Source organism: Bradyrhizobium sp. 195 (assembly GCF_023101665.1).
Taxonomy (GTDB): domain Bacteria; phylum Pseudomonadota; class Alphaproteobacteria; order Rhizobiales; family Xanthobacteraceae; genus Bradyrhizobium.
In genome coordinates this window covers 1,971,760-1,987,987 of the sequence record NZ_CP082161.1, presented here as the reverse complement: position 1 = coordinate 1,987,987, position 16,228 = coordinate 1,971,760, and the positions used below count along the sequence as shown (strand labels likewise).

The following is a 16,228-nucleotide window of genomic DNA, read 5'->3' as shown; positions in this document are numbered from 1 at the left end:
GCTCGCGAGATCCCCCGGATCGCGCTGCGCTCCATCCGGGCTAAAAACCTCAAATCTCCCGCGCGAACATGCGAAATCCGGGCGCGCCGATCAACGCCTCGAACGCGGGATCGCGCTTCTCATCCGCGAAGACAAAACCGGCCTTGGTATAGGCGCGCTCGGCCGGCATGTTGCCGATCAGGAACGAGATCGTCGCCCGGCCAAATCCGGCCGCCCGGCCCTTATCCAGCGCGTGCGCGATCAGTGCCTGCACGAGGCCGTGGCCGCGATAGGCCGGGTCAGTTGCAACATGTTCGATCATCCAGTCGCCCTCGCCGCCTTGAACCCAGCAGGCGCGCGTGTAGGCGCCGCGTCGCCGGATGGCTTCCAGCTCGGACGGATCGAGCCCTGTCTCGGCGGCAACTTCCTCGATCGCGCACCAGGCCGCCGGTCCCGTACCGGCTGCCGGCACAGCACAGAGCGCGGCGGCCGGTCTGCCATCGACCTCGGCGACCAGGAATTGCGAGACGTGCCACATCGACACGGCATGCGTGACCGCGATGCGCGCGATGAGGTCGCGACACTGCGCATCGGGCCAGCCGAGCGCGACATCGAACCAGCCGCGCGACCGATAGCCACGCTGCGATGACAGGATAGTCTGGGCGATGAATTCGGCGTCTTCGGGTCGCGCCGACCGTATCGTCACGCGCGCCCCCTTTGCGACGACCTTACGTGTTCTTCAGCGCGACACGGAACTCGGCTTCGGTCTTGGCCTTGACCTCGTCGAGCGAGACGCCGTCAGCGAGCTCGATCAGGGCCATGCCGCCGTCGCCATGCTTGTCGATGGTGAAGACGGCGAGATCGGTGACGACCATGTCGACCACGCGCTCGCCGGTCAGCGGCAGATTGCACTTCTTCAGCAGCTTCGAGCCGTCCTTGGCCGAATGCTCCATCACGACGACGACGCGCTTGACGCCGGCGACGAGATCCATCGCGCCGCCCATGCCCTTGACCATCTTGCCGGGGATCATCCAGTTGGCGAGATCGCCGTTCTGGGCCACCTGCATGGCGCCGAGGATCGACAGGTCCATGTGGCCGCCGCGGATCATGCCGAAGGAATCCGCGCTCGAGAAATACGAGGTCGAGGGCAGCTCGCTCACGGTCTGCTTGCCGGCGTTGATGAGGTCGGCATCCACCTCGTCCTCATAGGGGAACGGGCCCATGCCGAGCATGCCGTTCTCGCTCTGGAGGCTGACATCGACGCCGTCGGGGATGAAGTTCGAGACCAGCGTCGGGATGCCGATGCCGAGATTGACGTAGTAGCCGTCGCGCAGTTCCTTCGCGGCGCGCGCAGCCATCTGTTCACGGGTCCAGGCCATCATTGTGCTCCTGTCGATTCTTTAGTGGCGCATGATCTGATCGGAAAACCGGTGTCCACTTTTCCGGATCATGCGCTCGTGCGCGGGCGGGTGTTGCGGAATTCGATGCGCTTCTTGGCCGAGCCGACCTCGACGATGCGCTTCACGAAAATGCCGGGCGTGTGGATGTGGTCGGGATTGAGTTCACCGGCGGGAACAAGATGCTCGACCTCGGCCACCGTGATCTTGGCGGCGGTCGCCATCATCGGGTTAAAGTTACGCGCGGTCTTGCGGTAGATGAGGTTGCCGGCGGTGTCGCCCTTCCAGGCATGCACGATGGCGAGGTCGGCGAACAGGCCGCGCTCCATCAGGTACTTCTCGCCGTCGAACTCCTTCACTTCCTTGCCTTCGGCGATCAGCGTGCCGACGCCGGTCTTGGTGTAGAAGGCCGGGATGCCAGCGCCGCCGGCGCGGATGCGCTCGGCCAGCGTGCCCTGCGGATTGAATTCGAGTTCCAGCTCGCCGGCGAGGAATTGCTGGGCGAACAGCTTGTTCTCGCCGACATAGGACGAGATCATCTTCTTGATCTGCCGGGTTTCCAGGAGGCGACTGAGCCCGATGCCGTCGACGCCGGCATTGTTGGAGACCACCGTCAGGCCCTTGACGCCGGACTCGCGGATCGCGTCCGACAGCTCCTCGGCGATGCCGCAGAGGCCGAAGCCTCCCGACATGATCATCATGTTGTCTTTCAAAATGCCTGACAGAGCCGACTTGGCGTCGGGATAGACCTTGTTCATGCAAAAAAACCTCGACTGAACCTTCGGCTTGGAGGCGTCGCGCCCTATTGGCGGCGATTATTAGGCGAAATCCTCCAAAGCCGTCAATGATACGGGGTTCTCCGCACCGCGCCTGGGTGATAGAAGCTGCCCACGCCGTGGGCAGAACCGTCCGCGGCCTTGAAAGCGACAAGAAAACCCATCAAGTTGCGGGACTTAACACAATAGGGCTTAGGCGTGGGCATGCAGGTTTCCCGGCCGCCCTGCTGGCTCCAACGACCAACCCGATCAGGACATGCCATTGACCATGGCCCAAGGAATGAAGCGCCTCGGGACGCCGATCGCGGCGCTGCTCGGCGTGGCACTGATCGCCCTGATCGCGACCTCCTGGCTCATCAACCGCGACGCGCTGCGCAAGGCGGTCGAAGCGCAGATCCGCGATGTCACCGGGCTCGAGCTCAATGTCGCTGGGAACATCGACATCTCGGTGCTGCCGGCAAGCTACATCTCCTTCCACGACGTCGGCCTCAAGGACGGCGGCACCAGCAATCCCGCGCTCCATGTCGACGTGCTCACCGTCAATCTGCGGCTGCTGCCGTTGCTGCTGCAACGGTTCGAGATCGCCGACCTGACGCTGCTGCGGCCCCGCATCCATGTCAGCCTGAAGCCGGACGGCGAGAGCAACTGGACGCCCTTCATCCAGACCATCGCGCGCACGATGAAGCCCGGGGCCGAGAACCAGATCTCGTTCTCCGAAATCCGGATCCAGGACGGCGTGCTCGAATACGAGGACGCCGCCACGCACGCCACCGAGCAGTTCAACGACATCGACCTGTCGCTGGCCTGGCCCTCGATCTCGCGCTCCTTCGCCGCGACCGGACAGTTCGACTGGCGCGGCGAGCGTGTCGACGGTACGATCAGCTTCTCCGATTTCGTCGCCGCCCTCTCCGGCGAGCGATCGGGTTTGAAGGCGCGGATCGCCAGCGCACCACTCAAGCTCGCCTTCGACGGCAGCGTCGCCAACCGCACCAGCCCGATGATGGAAGGCACGCTCACGATCGACAGCCCCTCCTTGCGCAACGCGCTGCGCTGGACCGGGCAGCCGCAGCCCGCCAGCGGCGGTTTCGGCCGCTTCGTGCTGAAGGCGCGCGCCAACGTCGTCGGGGCCTCGATCGCGCTCACCAATGTCAATGTCGAGCTCGACGGCAACGCCGCCGAGGGCGTCATGACCTACGCCAATAACGGCCGACAGACCTTGCAGGCGACACTTGCCGCCGACGCGCTCGACTTCACACCTTACATCTCCACCTTCCGCCTGCTCGCGAGCGGCGCGCGCGACTGGAACAGGCAGCTGTTCGATCTCAACGGATTGTCCACCACAGATCTCGACATGCGCCTGTCGGCGGCAAAGCTGACGGTCGGGCCGACGAAGCTCGGCCGCACGGCGATTGGCGCCAATTTGCGCAACGGCACGCTGGCGCTCTCGGTCGGCGAGGCGCAGATCTATGGCGGGATCGCCAAGGGCTCGTTCGGCATCGCGCGCTCCGACACCGTCGCCGACATCAAGGCGCAATTCCAGTTCACCGACGTCGATCTCCAGGCCTGCGCCACCGAACTGTTCGGCCTCAACAAGCTGTCCGGCCGCGGCAACATCAACGTGTCGCTGTTCGCCTCGGGCTCGAGCCCGTTCGGCCTCGTGCAGTCGCTCGACGGCAGCGCCACCGTCACCGGGCACGACGGCGCGATCTCGGGCTTCAACGCCGAACAGCTCCTGAAGCGCCTGGAGCGACGGCCGCTGTCCGGCGGCGGCAATTTCCGCAACGGTTCGACGCCATACAGCAATCTCACCATCGCGGTAAAATTCTCCGACGGGATCGCCACCGCCGAGGACATCCGCATCGAAGGGCCGGCCGCAAAGATCACGCTGACCGGCACCGCCTCGGTGCCGACGCGCGAATACGACATGAAGGGCGTGGCAAGCCTCAATACGACGTCCGGGTTTCAATTGCCCTTCATGGTTCAGGGCCCCTGGGACGATCCGCTGATTTTCCCCGACCCTGAAAGCCTGATCCGACAATCGCCTGCGGCGTCTCCCTTCCTCGATCTTCTGAAGCAGCGCATTACCGGAGGCGGAAAGCGCCCCGCGCAGGATGGATCGCCGTCGGCGGAGAATGCCAAAGAGAATGCGAAGTCCAACTGAGGATCGCGTTCCTCTGCCGCTGCCCGATGATCGCGAATTGATCAGGGCGAATTGATGCGGCGATTGGATCGATGCACGCGTTAAGCATCCCCACAGGCCGACACACCACGACCTAGGTCTGACAACATGCCGCTAGATCGGATTATCGCCATGCGCTAGTGTTTTATACGACCGGTTAAAAACACCGGCCGTTTGAGGGAGAAAAACGTGAAATCCAAGGTTATTGGCGCAGTATCACTGGCGGTCGCTGCGGCCGGGCTGTTTGCAGCCGCTGCACCCGCATTTGCGCAGCAGAAGACGATCACGGTCTGGTGGGGCAAGGGCTTCTATCGCTCCGAAGACGACGCACTGATCGAGACGATCAAGAAGTTCGAAGCCAAGACCGGCATCAAGGTCGAATTGTCGCAATACGCGATCCAGGACATGATTCCGAAGACGGTCGCTGCGCTCGATGCCGGCACCGTGCCCGATGTCGCCTATTCCGATTCCTATGACGTCCAGGCGCAGGGCAAGTGGGCCTATGAGGGCAAGCTCGAGGATCTCTCCGACATCATGGAGCCGATCAAGGGCCGGTTCGTGCAGAACACGCTCGATGCGTCGATCCTCTACAACGACGTCGCCAAGAAGAAGGCCTATTACGGCTTCCCGCTGAAGCAGCAGAGCATGCACGTCCAGATCTGGAACGACATGCTGGAGAAGGCCGGCTTCAAGCAGGCCGATATCCCGAACGACTGGACGGGCTACTGGACGTTCTGGTGCGACAAGGTGCAGCCGGCGATCCGCAAGGCCACCGGCCAGCGCATCTATGCCGTGGGCCAGCCGATGGGCGTGGAATCCACCGACGCTTTCCAGTCGTTCTACACCTTCATGGACGCCTATCACGTCAAGCTGGTCGACGATGACGGCAAGCTCACGGTCGACGATCCCACGGTTCGCGAGAACCTGATCAAGGCGATGAAGGACTACACCGACACCTACATCAAGGGCTGCACGCCGCCGTCCTCGACGACCTGGAAGGATCCCGACAACAACGTCGCCTTCCACAACAAGACCATCGTGATGACCCACAACTTCACGATCTCGATCGCGGCGAAGTGGTTCGAGGATTCCTCGAACCAGGCACTGACGCCAGAGCAGCGCGAGGCCGGCAAGAAGGCCTATGAGCAGGACATCATCACGGCGTCCTTCCCTAAGGGGCCGGATGGTTCAACCATCCGCTACCGCTCCGACGTCAAGACCGGGCTGGTCTTCACCGCGGCCAAGAACAAGGCCGAGGCCAAGCAGTTCATCAGCTTCCTGCTCCAGGAAGAGAACGTCCGTCCCTACATCGAGGGCGCGCTCGGCCGCTGGTTCCCGGTGACGAAGGAAAGTCAGGAAAGCCCGTTCTGGCAGGCTGACAAGCACCGCAAGGCCGTCTACACGCAGTTCAAGGGCGGCACCGCGGCGTTCGACTTCACCAAGAACTGGAAGTTCACGATCCTCAACAACGAAAACGTGTGGGCGAAGGCGATGAACCGCGTCGTCAGCGAGAAGGTTCCGGTCGACAAGGCCGTCGACGAACTGATCGCCCGCATCAAGCAGGTCGCGGGTTAAAGTCATCCGCCCCTCTCCCCGCTCTGCGGGGAGAGGTGTAAGAACAATACCGGCCGCATTTTGCGGCCGGCTTCTCTTTGAAGAGTCCGAAAAGAATGGCGATCACGCTCTCTGGCGATCAGGCAATCCCCGGCCCGCCCCTGTCGTCGCGGCTGACCCCGGCGCAGGTCTGGGGCATCGTGCTGCTCGCGCCCTATTTGCTGGTTTTCCTGGCCTTCGTGGTCTATCCCGTCTGTTACGGGCTGTGGCTGGCGCGCGCTCCGGCAAACTATGTCGCGCTCTACAACGACCCGATTTTCGCGCGCGCCGCAATCAACACGCTGATCTTCCTGGTCATCGGCATCAACATCAAGATGCTGATCGCGCTATTCCTGTCCGGCTTCTTCGCCGTGCAGCGCCCCTGGATCAAATGGCTCTCGGTGATCTTCATCCTGCCCTGGGCGGTGCCATCGATTCCGACCATCCTGTCGGTGCGCTTCATGCTCAATCCCGAATGGGGCGTGATCAACCATCTCATCTTCTCCTTCACCGGCGATGACGGGCCGAACTGGCTGAACGACCCGACCGTGGCGCTCAGCATGGCGATCGCCGTGCACATCTGGAAATCCCTGCCGTTCTGGACGCTGATCCTGATCACCGGCCGCCTTGCGATCTCGCACGATCTGTTCGAGGCCGCCGAGGTGGATGGTGCGAGCTGGTGGCAGAAATTCCGCTATATCACCTGGCCATCGATGCAGACGCTCTACGTTACCTGCACGCTGCTCTCGATGATCTGGACGCTGGGCGACTTCAACAGCGTCTATCTGCTCACCGGCGGCGGCCCGGCCGACCTCACGCACGTGCTGGCGACGCTCGGCATCCGCTATCTCCGGCTCGACCAGCTCTCGCTGGCGATGGCATCCATCGTCTGCGCAATGCCGTTCGTCCTGCCGCTCGTGTACTTCATGATGAAACGGTTGTCGCGATGAAGCTCCCCACCTTGCGCGAAGTCGGGACCGAAGCGCGGCTCCTGCTGATCGGCATTCCCGTCTTTCTGTGGACGATGATCCCGATCTATCACATGTTCCTGTTCGCGATCTCCCCGAAGGAAGACGCGTTCTCGGGCAAGCTGTGGCCGGATCATCCGACGCTGCACAACTTCGAGATCGTGTTCAAGCAGCAGCATTATTTCCTGCGCGATTTCTACGTGCAGTTCTGGAATTCGGTGGTGATCGCGGCGGCCGTCGGCGCGTTGACGCTGTTCATCGCCACCGCGGCGGCGTTCTCGATCTCGCGGCTGAAGGTGCCGGGCGGGCGCGTGGTGCTCAACCTCGCGCTCTTCACCTATTTCATCCCGGCGGCGTTCCTCGCCGTGCCGATGTACCGGACCATGGGCAATTACGGCCTGCTCAACAATCACTGGTCGCTGATCCTGGCGATGGTGACGATCGCCAGCCCCTACGCGATCTGGGTGCTCAAGCAGGCCTCCGACAAGCTGCCGGTCGAGCTGGACGAGGCCGCCGTGATGGACGGCGCGACGACGCTCCAGATCTTCCGTCTGGTCTACCTGCCGCTGATGATGCCCTCGCTGGTCGCGATCGGGACTTATGCAGTGCTGCTGGCCTGGAACGAATATCTCTACGCGTTCCTGCTGCTCTCCAACGACCGCGAGATCACCCTCCCCGTCGCGCTCGGCAACTTCCTCGCCGCTGACGATTCGCCCTGGGAGCTGCTGATGACCACCGGCTTCATCTACGCGCTGCCGCCGGCCGCGGTCTATTACGCCTTCCGCCGCTACATGGTGGGCGGGCTCACGGCGGGCGCGGTGAAGTCCTGACGCTGCAGGACGCATCGCGGCGCTGCAAGCAAGCCGTTTGAGTGACAGCGTGGGCAATTGAAGATTGTCCACGCCTGCTCTAACCTCCGGGTCCTCAGGCGGGGGCTCGGCATCATGCGCAGCAACGACGCGATCCATCTCGGCCTGATGCTGCTGGCGCTCGCAGCCGCCTATCTGGTCCCGTTCGAGCTGCTGCTGTTGGCCTATGTCGTGCTCGGCCCGGCGCACTATTTCACCGAGATCTCGTGGCTGCACGACCGCAGCTACTATCTGCCTCATCGCGGGATTGCGGCCGCCCTCGCAATCATCGCGGTGGTCGCGGCGCTGATCGACAACGCCTCGTGGTTCGGCTTTGCGATGTGGGGCGCGCTGGTCGTCTGCGCCATGCTGGCGGCCACCACCTCTGCGATCGAGAGCATGCTGCTGTTCATGGTGGCGATCGCGCTGTCCGCAATCATGTATTCAAGCGGATCGTCGCTCGCCGTCATCGGCATCCTGATTCCAACGCTCATCCACGTCTCGCTGTTCACGCTGATCTTCATGGTGCTCGGCGCCTACAGGTCCGGCAGCCGCGCACAGGCCGCGCTGGTGGTGGCCTACCTCGTCGCGATCGCCACGATTCTGCTGCTGCCGCCGGCCGCCGAAATCCGGATCGCGAGCTTTGCCCGCGTCGGCCAGGATTATTTCGGCAATGTCGGCCCGGCCTTGGGGCGGCTGTTCGGCGTACCCGGCCTCGTGCTCGACACCAGGCTGACCAGCCTGCTCGCCTTCGTCTACACCTATCACTACCTCAACTGGTTCATCAAAGCCGACGTGATCCGCTGGACCGCGGTGCCGAAGGCGCGGCTTGCGGCCATGGCGGCCGCCAGTGCGGCGGCCACCGCGCTCTATTTCTACGACTACGCGTTCGGCTTCACCTTCCTGCTGGCGCTGAGCCTGATCCATATCCTGCTGGAGTTTCCGCTCAATGCGCTGGCGCTACGGCAGCTCGGCGCCGTGGTCCAGGATGCAACCCGCGCGCGGTTCGCCGGACGAACGGCTACAGCGGCGCTGCGCTCTCGCCCCGCGAGCTCGACAGCTTCGAAGCGAGCGAAGCGATCACGATGACAATCGCGATCAGGGCGATCACCAGCGTACAGATCGCGTTGATCTCGGGCTTCACGCCCAGCCGCACCTCCGAGTAGATCCTGATCGGCAGCGTGGCCGAGCCGGGACCGGTGGTAAAGCTCGCAATCACGAGATCGTCTAGCGACAGCGTGAACGCCAGCATCCAGCCCGCGACGATGGCCGGCGCGATCAGCGGCAGAGTGACGGCCACGAACGCGCGGGCCGGATCGCAGCCAAGGTCCATCGCGGCCTCCTCCAGCGAACGATCGAGCGAGCCGAGGCGGGACTGCACGACCACCGCCACGAAGCACATCGTCAGCGTGGTGTGGGCGATCGTCACGGTCCAGAAGCCACGCTCGGCGTTCAGCGCAACGAACAACAGCAGCAGCGACAATCCCGTGATTACCTCCGGCATCACCAGCGGCGCATAGAGCATGCCGGAAAACAGCGTCCGGCCGCGAAACCGCTCGCCGCGGGACAGCGCGACCGCCGCGAGCGTGCCGAGCAGCGTGGCGATGGTGGCGGAGGAGACCGCAACCCGCAGGCTCATCCAGGCCGCCTCGATCATGGCGCGGTCATTGAAGAACTCGTGATACCAGCGCAGCGACCAGCCGCCCCACACCGTCACCAGCCGCGAGGCGTTGAAGGAATAGATGACGAGGATGAGGATCGGCAAGTAAAGGAACGCCAGCCCCAGCGCGAGCGAGGCGATGTTGAAGCGGGAGAGGCGGGAGACCTTGCGCATCGTCTCAGCGCCCCTGTTCCAGCTGCCGCTTCTGCAGCCGCTCATACAGCAACAGCGGCACCAGCAGCACGACCAGCAGCACGATGGCCGCCGCGGACGCAACCGGCCAGTCCTTGTTGGTGAAGAATTCGAGCCACAGGGTCTGGCCGATCATCAGCGCGTTGGAGCCGGCCAGAAGGTCCGGAATGACGAACTCGCCGACGATGGGAATGAAGCACAGCAGCACGCCGGCGCCGACGCCGGGCAGCGACAGCGGGAAGGTGACGAGCCAGAACACCTGCCAGGGCGGCGCGCCGAGGTCACCGGCAGCTTCCTCCAACGCCGGCTCCATCTTGGCGAGCGTGGCGTAGAGCGGCAGGATCATGAACGGCAAATAGGAATAGACGATGCCGATATACATCGCGCTGTCGGTTGAGAGCCACACGACGGGCTGGCTGACCAGATGCAGCGCCAGCAGGATCTGGTTGAGCAGGCCGTCGTGCTGGAGGATGTTGATCCAGGCATAGATGCGGATCAGGAACGAGGTCCAGAACGGCACGATCACCAGCACCATAGCCACCGCCTGCCAACTCCTCGGCAGGCGCGCCATGCCATAGGCGATGGGGTAGCCGATCAGCAGCAACAGCGCAGTCGCGGTAACGGCGACGGTGAGGCTGCGCACGTAAGCGAACACGTAGATATCGTCGGAGATCAGCAGCCTGAAATTGTCGATCGACAACGCGGCAAGGGCCGTCTTCAGCGCCTCCCATCCCGCCGTCAGGTCGAACAACGGATCGTAAGGCGGCTGCGCAATCGCCGTCTGCGACAGGCTGATCTTCAGCACGAAGGCGAACGGCACCAGGAAGAACAGCATCATCCAGAGGTAAGGCGCGATAGCTGCAAAACGCGCCGGCCGCGCGAAGATGCGACGGGAACTCATGATTGCAGCACCACGCAGTCGTCGGGCGTGAACCAGGCGACGACGTTCTGGTTCACACTGTAGGCGTCGACGTCGAGGCGCGCGCTGTTGATGACTGAAGCTTGCACCGTTCCGCCGGTCTCGAGCTTCACCTTGTACGTGGTCGTGCCGCCGAGATAGCAGATGTCGGCGATCACGCCATCCAGACTGTTGATCGCCATCTCACGACCGGCCCTGGACACCGGCCCGCGGCGCGAGAGCTTGACCTTCTCGGGCCGGATCGCGACCGACATTTTCGTCTCGCCAACGGGCTCGCGCGGCTCGGCCGTCACCAGCGTGCCGGCCTCGCGCGTGGCAATCACCAGGCGATGACCGTCACGCAGCTTGAACTCGCCTTCGAACACATTGACGTCGCCGACGAACTCGGCGATCCAGCGCGAGCGCGGCGCCTCATAAAGTTCGCGTGGCGCGGCGACCTGCGCCAGCTTGCCGGCCTTCATCACGCCGATCCGGCTCGCCATCGTCATCGCCTCCTCCTGGTCGTGGGTGACGATGATGAAGGTCGTGCCGAGCCGGCGCTGCAGCTCCATCAGCTCGGCTTGCGTGCTTTCGCGCAGCTTCTTGTCCAGCGCCGCGAGCGGCTCGTCGAGCAGCAGCAGTTGCGGCCGACGCGCCAATGCACGCGCGAGCGCCACACGCTGGCGCTGGCCGCCGGAGAGCTGGTCGGGCTTGCGCTTCTCCAGTCCTTCGAGCTTCACCAGCGCAACCATCTCGGCCACGCGCGTGGCAATATCGGCGCGCGCCAGACCGGCGCGCTTCAGGCCGAAGGCGATGTTGTCGCGCACCGACAGATGCGGAAACAGCGCGTAATTCTGGAACATCATGTTGACCGGGCGCTCATGCGGCAGGGCCTGCGCGATGTCCTTGCCGCCGAGCAGGATACGCCCCTCGTCCGGCGCCTCGAAGCCGGCGAGCATGCGCAAAAGCGTGGTCTTGCCGCAGCCGCTGGGGCCGAGCAGCGCAAAGAATTCACCGGCCTTGATGTCGAGCGACACACTATCCACAGCCCGGAACGTCCCAAAAGACTTGGCGACGCCCTCAATGCGCAGCAGCGGCTGGCCGGCGGCAGCGTCGGCCGCGCCTGTTGCGGCGTTCGTTTTGGGCAATTCGTCGGTCATGTTCCCTGCCAACCCCGATTCCGCCGCACGCTAGCGGCCGATCGGGCTTTGCTCAACCATGTCGGAGATACCTTCCATTGCAGCCCTGTAGCCCGGATGGAGCGAAGCGTAATCCGGGGCGGTGCATCGAAGGAAAGACTTTCCCGGATTGCGCTTCGCTCCATCCGGGCTACGCCATAAATGCGGCCAGCGCGTCGCGGTCCGCTGCCGGCATCGTCAGGCCGAGCTTGGAGCGGCGCCAGAGAACGTCATCCGGAAAGCGCGCCCATTCGTGGGTCATGAGATAGCGCACCTCGGCGCCGGTCAGTTCGGGGCCGAAGGCTGGGCCGAGCTCGTCACGGCTCTTCGCCTCGCCGAGCACGGCCGACAATCGCGAGCCATAGGCCGCGACCAGGCGCTGGGCCTGCGTCTCCCCCAGAAAGCGCCAGCGGTCGCGGGCGAGGTCGACTTGGGTGTCGAAATGGTCCCAGACAAAATCTCCGCCGGGCAGCGCTGCACCGGCGGTCCAGCGCGGCGACATCGGATAGAACGGCGTCAACTTCGTCACCGCCCGCTCCGCGCGCAGGCGCGAGGTAGTGACGTCGCCGCCGAACATCGTGATCAACGGCGCCCTGCGCCGGCGGGCATGGAACAGGGTTGTGCCGTCACCTCGCCGCGCGGACGCCGGCGTCAAATTGACGCCGGAGACCGTCCGGACCACGTCGATCGGGGTGACGCGCTCGCGGAAATAGCGGCTGGCCGCTTCGCACAGATAGGTCACATCAGCCCCGCGCATCGCGACGATTGCAGGATCGCCGGTGAAATCATGCGTGACCGTGCCGATCAGCGTGAACTCCCGCTCGAAAGGGGATGCGAAGATCAATCGTCCATCGCTGTTCTGGAAGACGTAGACGTTGTCCGAATCGAACAGCTTGGGCACGATGATCTGGCTCATCTGCAGGGCGGCCGTTGCGGGCTGCGGCTGGCGCAGCACGGTGTCCGCGACCATCGGCGTCCAGCCTCCGGTGGCGTTGGCGAGGGCCCGGGCCGTGATCGTGCGGCGGTGGCCACGATCGACCACCGCGAGCCGCCAGGTGTCGGTTCGATCGGCACGCACGCAGCGCGCCCCGGTCCGGATCGCAGCGCCGCGTTCGGCGGCATCGAGCGCCGTGAGCACCACCAGGCGGGAATCATCGACGACGCAGTCCGAATATTCGAACGCCGTGCCGAACGGGCGCTTCAGCGCGTTGCCGACCGGATGATGGGTGATGTCGAGGGTCGCCGATCCAGGCAGGCCGCTGCGGCTGGTGAGGCTGTCGTAGAGGAACAGGCCGGCGCGCAGCAGCCATGGCGGACGCTCCTCGGCATGCGCCGGGATCACGAACCGCATCGGCCGGACCACATGTGGCGCGATCCGAAGCCAGGTCAGGCGCTCGGCGAGGGCCCGGCGCACCCGCCAGAATTCGCGCCGCTCCAGCACCGACAGATCGCCGTGGATCAGACGCGGTGTTGCCGACGACGCTGCGCCGCCGAGATCGCCCTGCTCGAACAGGATAACCCGCAGGCCGCGGCCCGCCGCATCGCGGGCGAGGCTGACACCGTTCAGACCGCCGCCGATGATCGCAAGGTCGTAATCCGCCATGAAGCCGTCGAATGGGAGCGAAGCGCCCAATCATCACTAGAGCCATTTCCGTTCCGATGAAATCGGAACGGGGCTCTAGATTCTTGCTTTGACGCGTTTTCTTGACGCGAACCGGTACCACTTCGCTCGAAAAAACGCTCTAGCCGGTCTTGAGCGCAAGCTGCATGACCTCGGCGCGGCCGACGAGCCCGGCATATTTCCCGATCGGCAAGGGCTTGCCGAGCAGATAGCCCTGCACGCCGTCACAGCCCTCCTTGGCGAGGAAGGCGAGTTGCTCGACCGTCTCGACGCCCTCGGCGATGATCGACATGTCGAGGCCGTGGCCGAGATCGATCACCGCGCGAACGATCGCAGCCGATTGCGGGTTGCGGCCGAGATTGATGATGAAGGCGCGGTCGATCTTGATCTTGTCGAACGGGAACGCCTGGAGGTAGCTCAGCGATGAGTAGCCGCTGCCGAAATCGTCCATGGAGATCCGCACGCCGAGCGCCTTCAGGCGGCGCAGCAGAGCGAGGCCCCGGTCGAAATCTTCGATCAGCACGCCCTCGGTAATTTCCAGCTCGAGCCGGCCGGGTGCAAGGCCGGTCTCGATCAGGATCGAATGGACGAGGCCAACCACGTCGCCGTGCATGAACTGCGCCGGCGACAGATTGACCGCGACCTGGAGCGGCTTCGGCCAGGACGCCGCCTCGCGGCAGGCCTCGCGCAGGATCCACTCGCCCATCTCGACGATCAGGCCGCTCTCTTCGGCGATCGGGATAAATTCGGCCGGCGAAACCTGGCCGCGCACCGGATGCTGCCAGCGCGCCAGCGCCTCGAAGCCGATGGTCTCGCTCTCGGCGACGCTGTGGCCCGCGGCCCCCTGCGGCTGGAAGGCGAGCGAGAGCTCGCCGTTCTTGATCGCCATCGAGAGATCCTGGTGCAGCACGCGGCGATTGCGGATCTGCTGGTCCATCTCGGGCTGGTAGAGGCTGATCGTGCCGCGGGACTTCTGCTTGGCGCGGAACAGCGCCGCACCGGCATTGGCGAGCAGCGAGGCGCCATCGCTGCCGTTGTGCGGGAAGACCGCCATGCCGGTGGTGGCGCCGGCGCGGACCGCCCGGCCATCGATCTGGAATTCCCTTGCGACGGCCTCGCCGAGCTGCTGTGCCAGCGCAAGGCCCGCGTCCGGCTGCTTGCCGTCGATAATCAAGCCGAATTCGTCCCCAGACAGGCGCGCCACCACGCCGCCACGGGCGGAATCCTGAAGCCGCTGGGCCACCTCGACCAGAAGCTTGTCGCCGAGCGCATGGCCGAAGACGTCGTTGACCTCCTTGAGGCCGTCGAGGTCGACACAGAGGACGGCGAACTCCTCGCCGGTGCCTTCGCAGGCTTCGATCATCTGGGTCAGGGCCTGAAGGAAGGCGGCGCGGTTCGGCAAATCGGTGAGGCCGTCGTGATAGGCCATGTGCGCCATGCGCGACTCGGTCTGCCGGCGGTCGGTGACGTCCTCGTGGGTCTTGATCAGATATTGCGGCTCGCCGGCATCATTGAGCACGGTGGCGCGGCGGGTCAGGAACAGCCGCAGGCCGTCCTTGGTGGAGATCGGATGCTCCTCGGTGATCATCCCGCGCTTCTTGATCGCGGCCTCGTCGCGCGCGATGATCAGCTTGGCTTCCTTGGGGTTGAAGATGTCGGACGCGGTCAGGCCCGTGGCTTCCTCGCGCCGGCGGTTGAGGATCGTCTCAGCGCTGCGATTGGCGAGCAGATAGCGGCCGTCCTTGACCTGCTCGACGATCAGCGCCACCGGGATGTTGTCGACCACCAGATCGAGGAACTTCTTGGCGCTCTCCAGCTCCTTCGACAGGGAGCGGCGGTCTGTGATGTCCTCGAACACGAGCATCAGGAATTCGGGCTTGTTGTTCTCGTTGCGGACCACGATCCGGATCGAGGCGACCATGCGCCGCTCGCCGCCACGATCGACCTCGAATTCATTGCGGAATTGGCCATCCGGCGAATTGAGCGCCGCCCGGTCTGTTGCCTCGATGCGATCAGCCGAGACGGACGCGAACAGCTCGCGCGCATTCTTGCCGACGACATAATCGCGCGAGAACCCCCAGAACCGCTCATAGGCGCTGTTGGCGAAGATATAGCGGCCGTCCTCGATGTTCTTGGCGGCCACGCAGGCCGGCACGTTGTCGAGCACCGTTTCGAGGAACTGCTTGGTCGAGGCGAGCTGTCGCGACAGCCTGCGCTGCTCGCTGACGTCGAGATGCGTCGCCACCGAGCCGCCGTTCGGCAGCACGAAATATTTCGCCAGGATGGCGCGTCCGTCCGGCAGTTCGGTGATCAGGCCGTTGGTACTGGCCGCCTTCTCATAAAACTCATCGTCCGAGGCGACGCCGAGCACCCCGCGCGTGCGGCGCAGCTCGAGGAGCTCATGGCCGCTCATGTTGGCCCAGACGTCCGACCGCGTCAGGCCGTAGATCTCGAGATAGCGGTCGTTGCAGAAGATGACGCGTCGCTGCGCATCCGTCATCACCACGCCCTGATTGAGATTGTTCATGGCGGAGGAGACGAAGGCGTTGCGCCGCAGCTGCAAACGCCTGGTCCGGCGCAGCGAGGAATGGATCCACAGCACGATCGCGGCGAGGAACGCGCAGACGACGATGCCCGCGATCAGGACTTCCCAGACCACGTTGGGTTCCAGCTGGCCGAGATAGCTCGGCGCGGCAAAACTGTCCGACAGCGCAAAGGCGCGCGCGGGCGCAACCGTGCCGGCCAGGCACACAACGGCCTGCACAGCAATCGGAAGCGTGCTGCCCTCGTGCCAGTTCTTCTCAGCCATCAGCCACCCGCGATTTCAACGTCGGATTGTCTGGCTTCACGGGTTTGGATCGGGTAAACGCCTGTACGCACAACAGAAAAATGTGACGTGAAATACGGCAATTGCCCTGACATGATAAATTCTTCCTTAA

The 16,228-nt window shown here is 64.2% G+C and carries 13 protein-coding genes; 5 read left to right on the top strand and 8 right to left on the bottom strand.

Features of this window, described 5'->3' with window-relative positions; genetic code table 11:
• Positions 1-49 precede the first annotated feature (49 nt).
• From IVB26_RS09175 to IVB26_RS09165, 3 genes are all read right to left on the bottom strand, one after another.
• Positions 50-685 (bottom strand): GNAT family N-acetyltransferase, encoded by a 636-nt coding sequence (locus IVB26_RS09175; RefSeq protein ID WP_247971369.1) that lies wholly within the window; start codon positions 683-685, stop codon positions 50-52.
• A 22-nt stretch (positions 686-707) separates the two neighbouring features.
• The gene (locus IVB26_RS09170) at positions 708-1,358 is read right to left on the bottom strand and encodes a 3-oxoacid CoA-transferase subunit B (RefSeq protein WP_011089829.1); all 651 of its coding nucleotides are present in this window, start codon (positions 1,356-1,358) and stop codon (positions 708-710) included.
• Positions 1,359-1,426: 68 nt separating this feature from the next.
• Positions 1,427-2,134, bottom strand: coding sequence for a CoA transferase subunit A (locus IVB26_RS09165; protein WP_246925096.1), 708 nt, complete (start codon positions 2,132-2,134; stop codon positions 1,427-1,429).
• A 286-nt stretch (positions 2,135-2,420) separates the two neighbouring features.
• Between IVB26_RS09165 and IVB26_RS09160 the strand changes: the two genes are divergently transcribed.
• From IVB26_RS09160 to IVB26_RS09140, 5 genes are all read left to right on the top strand, one after another.
• A complete protein-coding gene (locus tag IVB26_RS09160) occupies positions 2,421-4,313 on the top strand; it encodes an AsmA family protein (protein ID WP_247973122.1) in 1,893 nt (630 codons plus the stop codon).
• Positions 4,314-4,520: 207 nt separating this feature from the next.
• A complete protein-coding gene (locus tag IVB26_RS09155) occupies positions 4,521-5,906 on the top strand; it encodes an ABC transporter substrate-binding protein (protein WP_247971368.1) in 1,386 nt (461 codons plus the stop codon).
• 95 nt (positions 5,907-6,001) lie between these two features.
• Positions 6,002-6,874, top strand: a complete 873-nt coding sequence (locus IVB26_RS09150; protein ID WP_247971367.1) for a carbohydrate ABC transporter permease — start codon at positions 6,002-6,004, stop codon at positions 6,872-6,874.
• Positions 6,871-7,722 carry a carbohydrate ABC transporter permease gene (locus IVB26_RS09145; protein WP_247971366.1) on the top strand — a complete coding sequence of 284 codons (852 nt, stop codon included), beginning with the start codon at positions 6,871-6,873 and terminating at the stop codon, positions 7,720-7,722. Before IVB26_RS09150 ends, IVB26_RS09145 begins: the two co-directional genes overlap by 4 nt.
• Before the next feature lie 114 nt (positions 7,723-7,836).
• The gene (locus tag IVB26_RS09140) at positions 7,837-8,829 is read left to right on the top strand and encodes a hypothetical protein (protein ID WP_247971365.1); all 993 of its coding nucleotides are present in this window, start codon (positions 7,837-7,839) and stop codon (positions 8,827-8,829) included.
• Here IVB26_RS09140 and IVB26_RS09135 read toward each other — a convergent pair.
• The 5 genes from IVB26_RS09135 to IVB26_RS09115 form a co-directional block, all read right to left on the bottom strand.
• Positions 8,762-9,574, bottom strand: a complete 813-nt coding sequence (locus IVB26_RS09135) for an ABC transporter permease (RefSeq protein ID WP_247971364.1) — start codon at positions 9,572-9,574, stop codon at positions 8,762-8,764. The genes IVB26_RS09140 and IVB26_RS09135 overlap by 68 nt on opposite strands.
• Positions 9,575-9,578: 4 nt before the next feature.
• Positions 9,579-10,493: an ABC transporter permease gene (locus IVB26_RS09130; RefSeq protein WP_247971363.1), complete on the bottom strand. Its 915-nt coding sequence runs from the start codon at positions 10,491-10,493 to the stop codon at positions 9,579-9,581.
• Positions 10,490-11,650, bottom strand: coding sequence for an ABC transporter ATP-binding protein (locus IVB26_RS09125; RefSeq protein ID WP_247971362.1), 1,161 nt, complete (start codon positions 11,648-11,650; stop codon positions 10,490-10,492). Before IVB26_RS09125 ends, IVB26_RS09130 begins: the two co-directional genes overlap by 4 nt.
• A gap of 169 nt (positions 11,651-11,819) precedes the next feature.
• Positions 11,820-13,271, bottom strand: coding sequence for a glycerol-3-phosphate dehydrogenase (locus IVB26_RS09120; protein ID WP_247971361.1), 1,452 nt, complete (start codon positions 13,269-13,271; stop codon positions 11,820-11,822).
• 139 nt (positions 13,272-13,410) lie between these two features.
• Positions 13,411-16,098: a sensor domain-containing protein gene (locus tag IVB26_RS09115; protein ID WP_247971360.1), complete on the bottom strand. Its 2,688-nt coding sequence runs from the start codon at positions 16,096-16,098 to the stop codon at positions 13,411-13,413.
• Positions 16,099-16,228 lie beyond the last annotated feature (130 nt).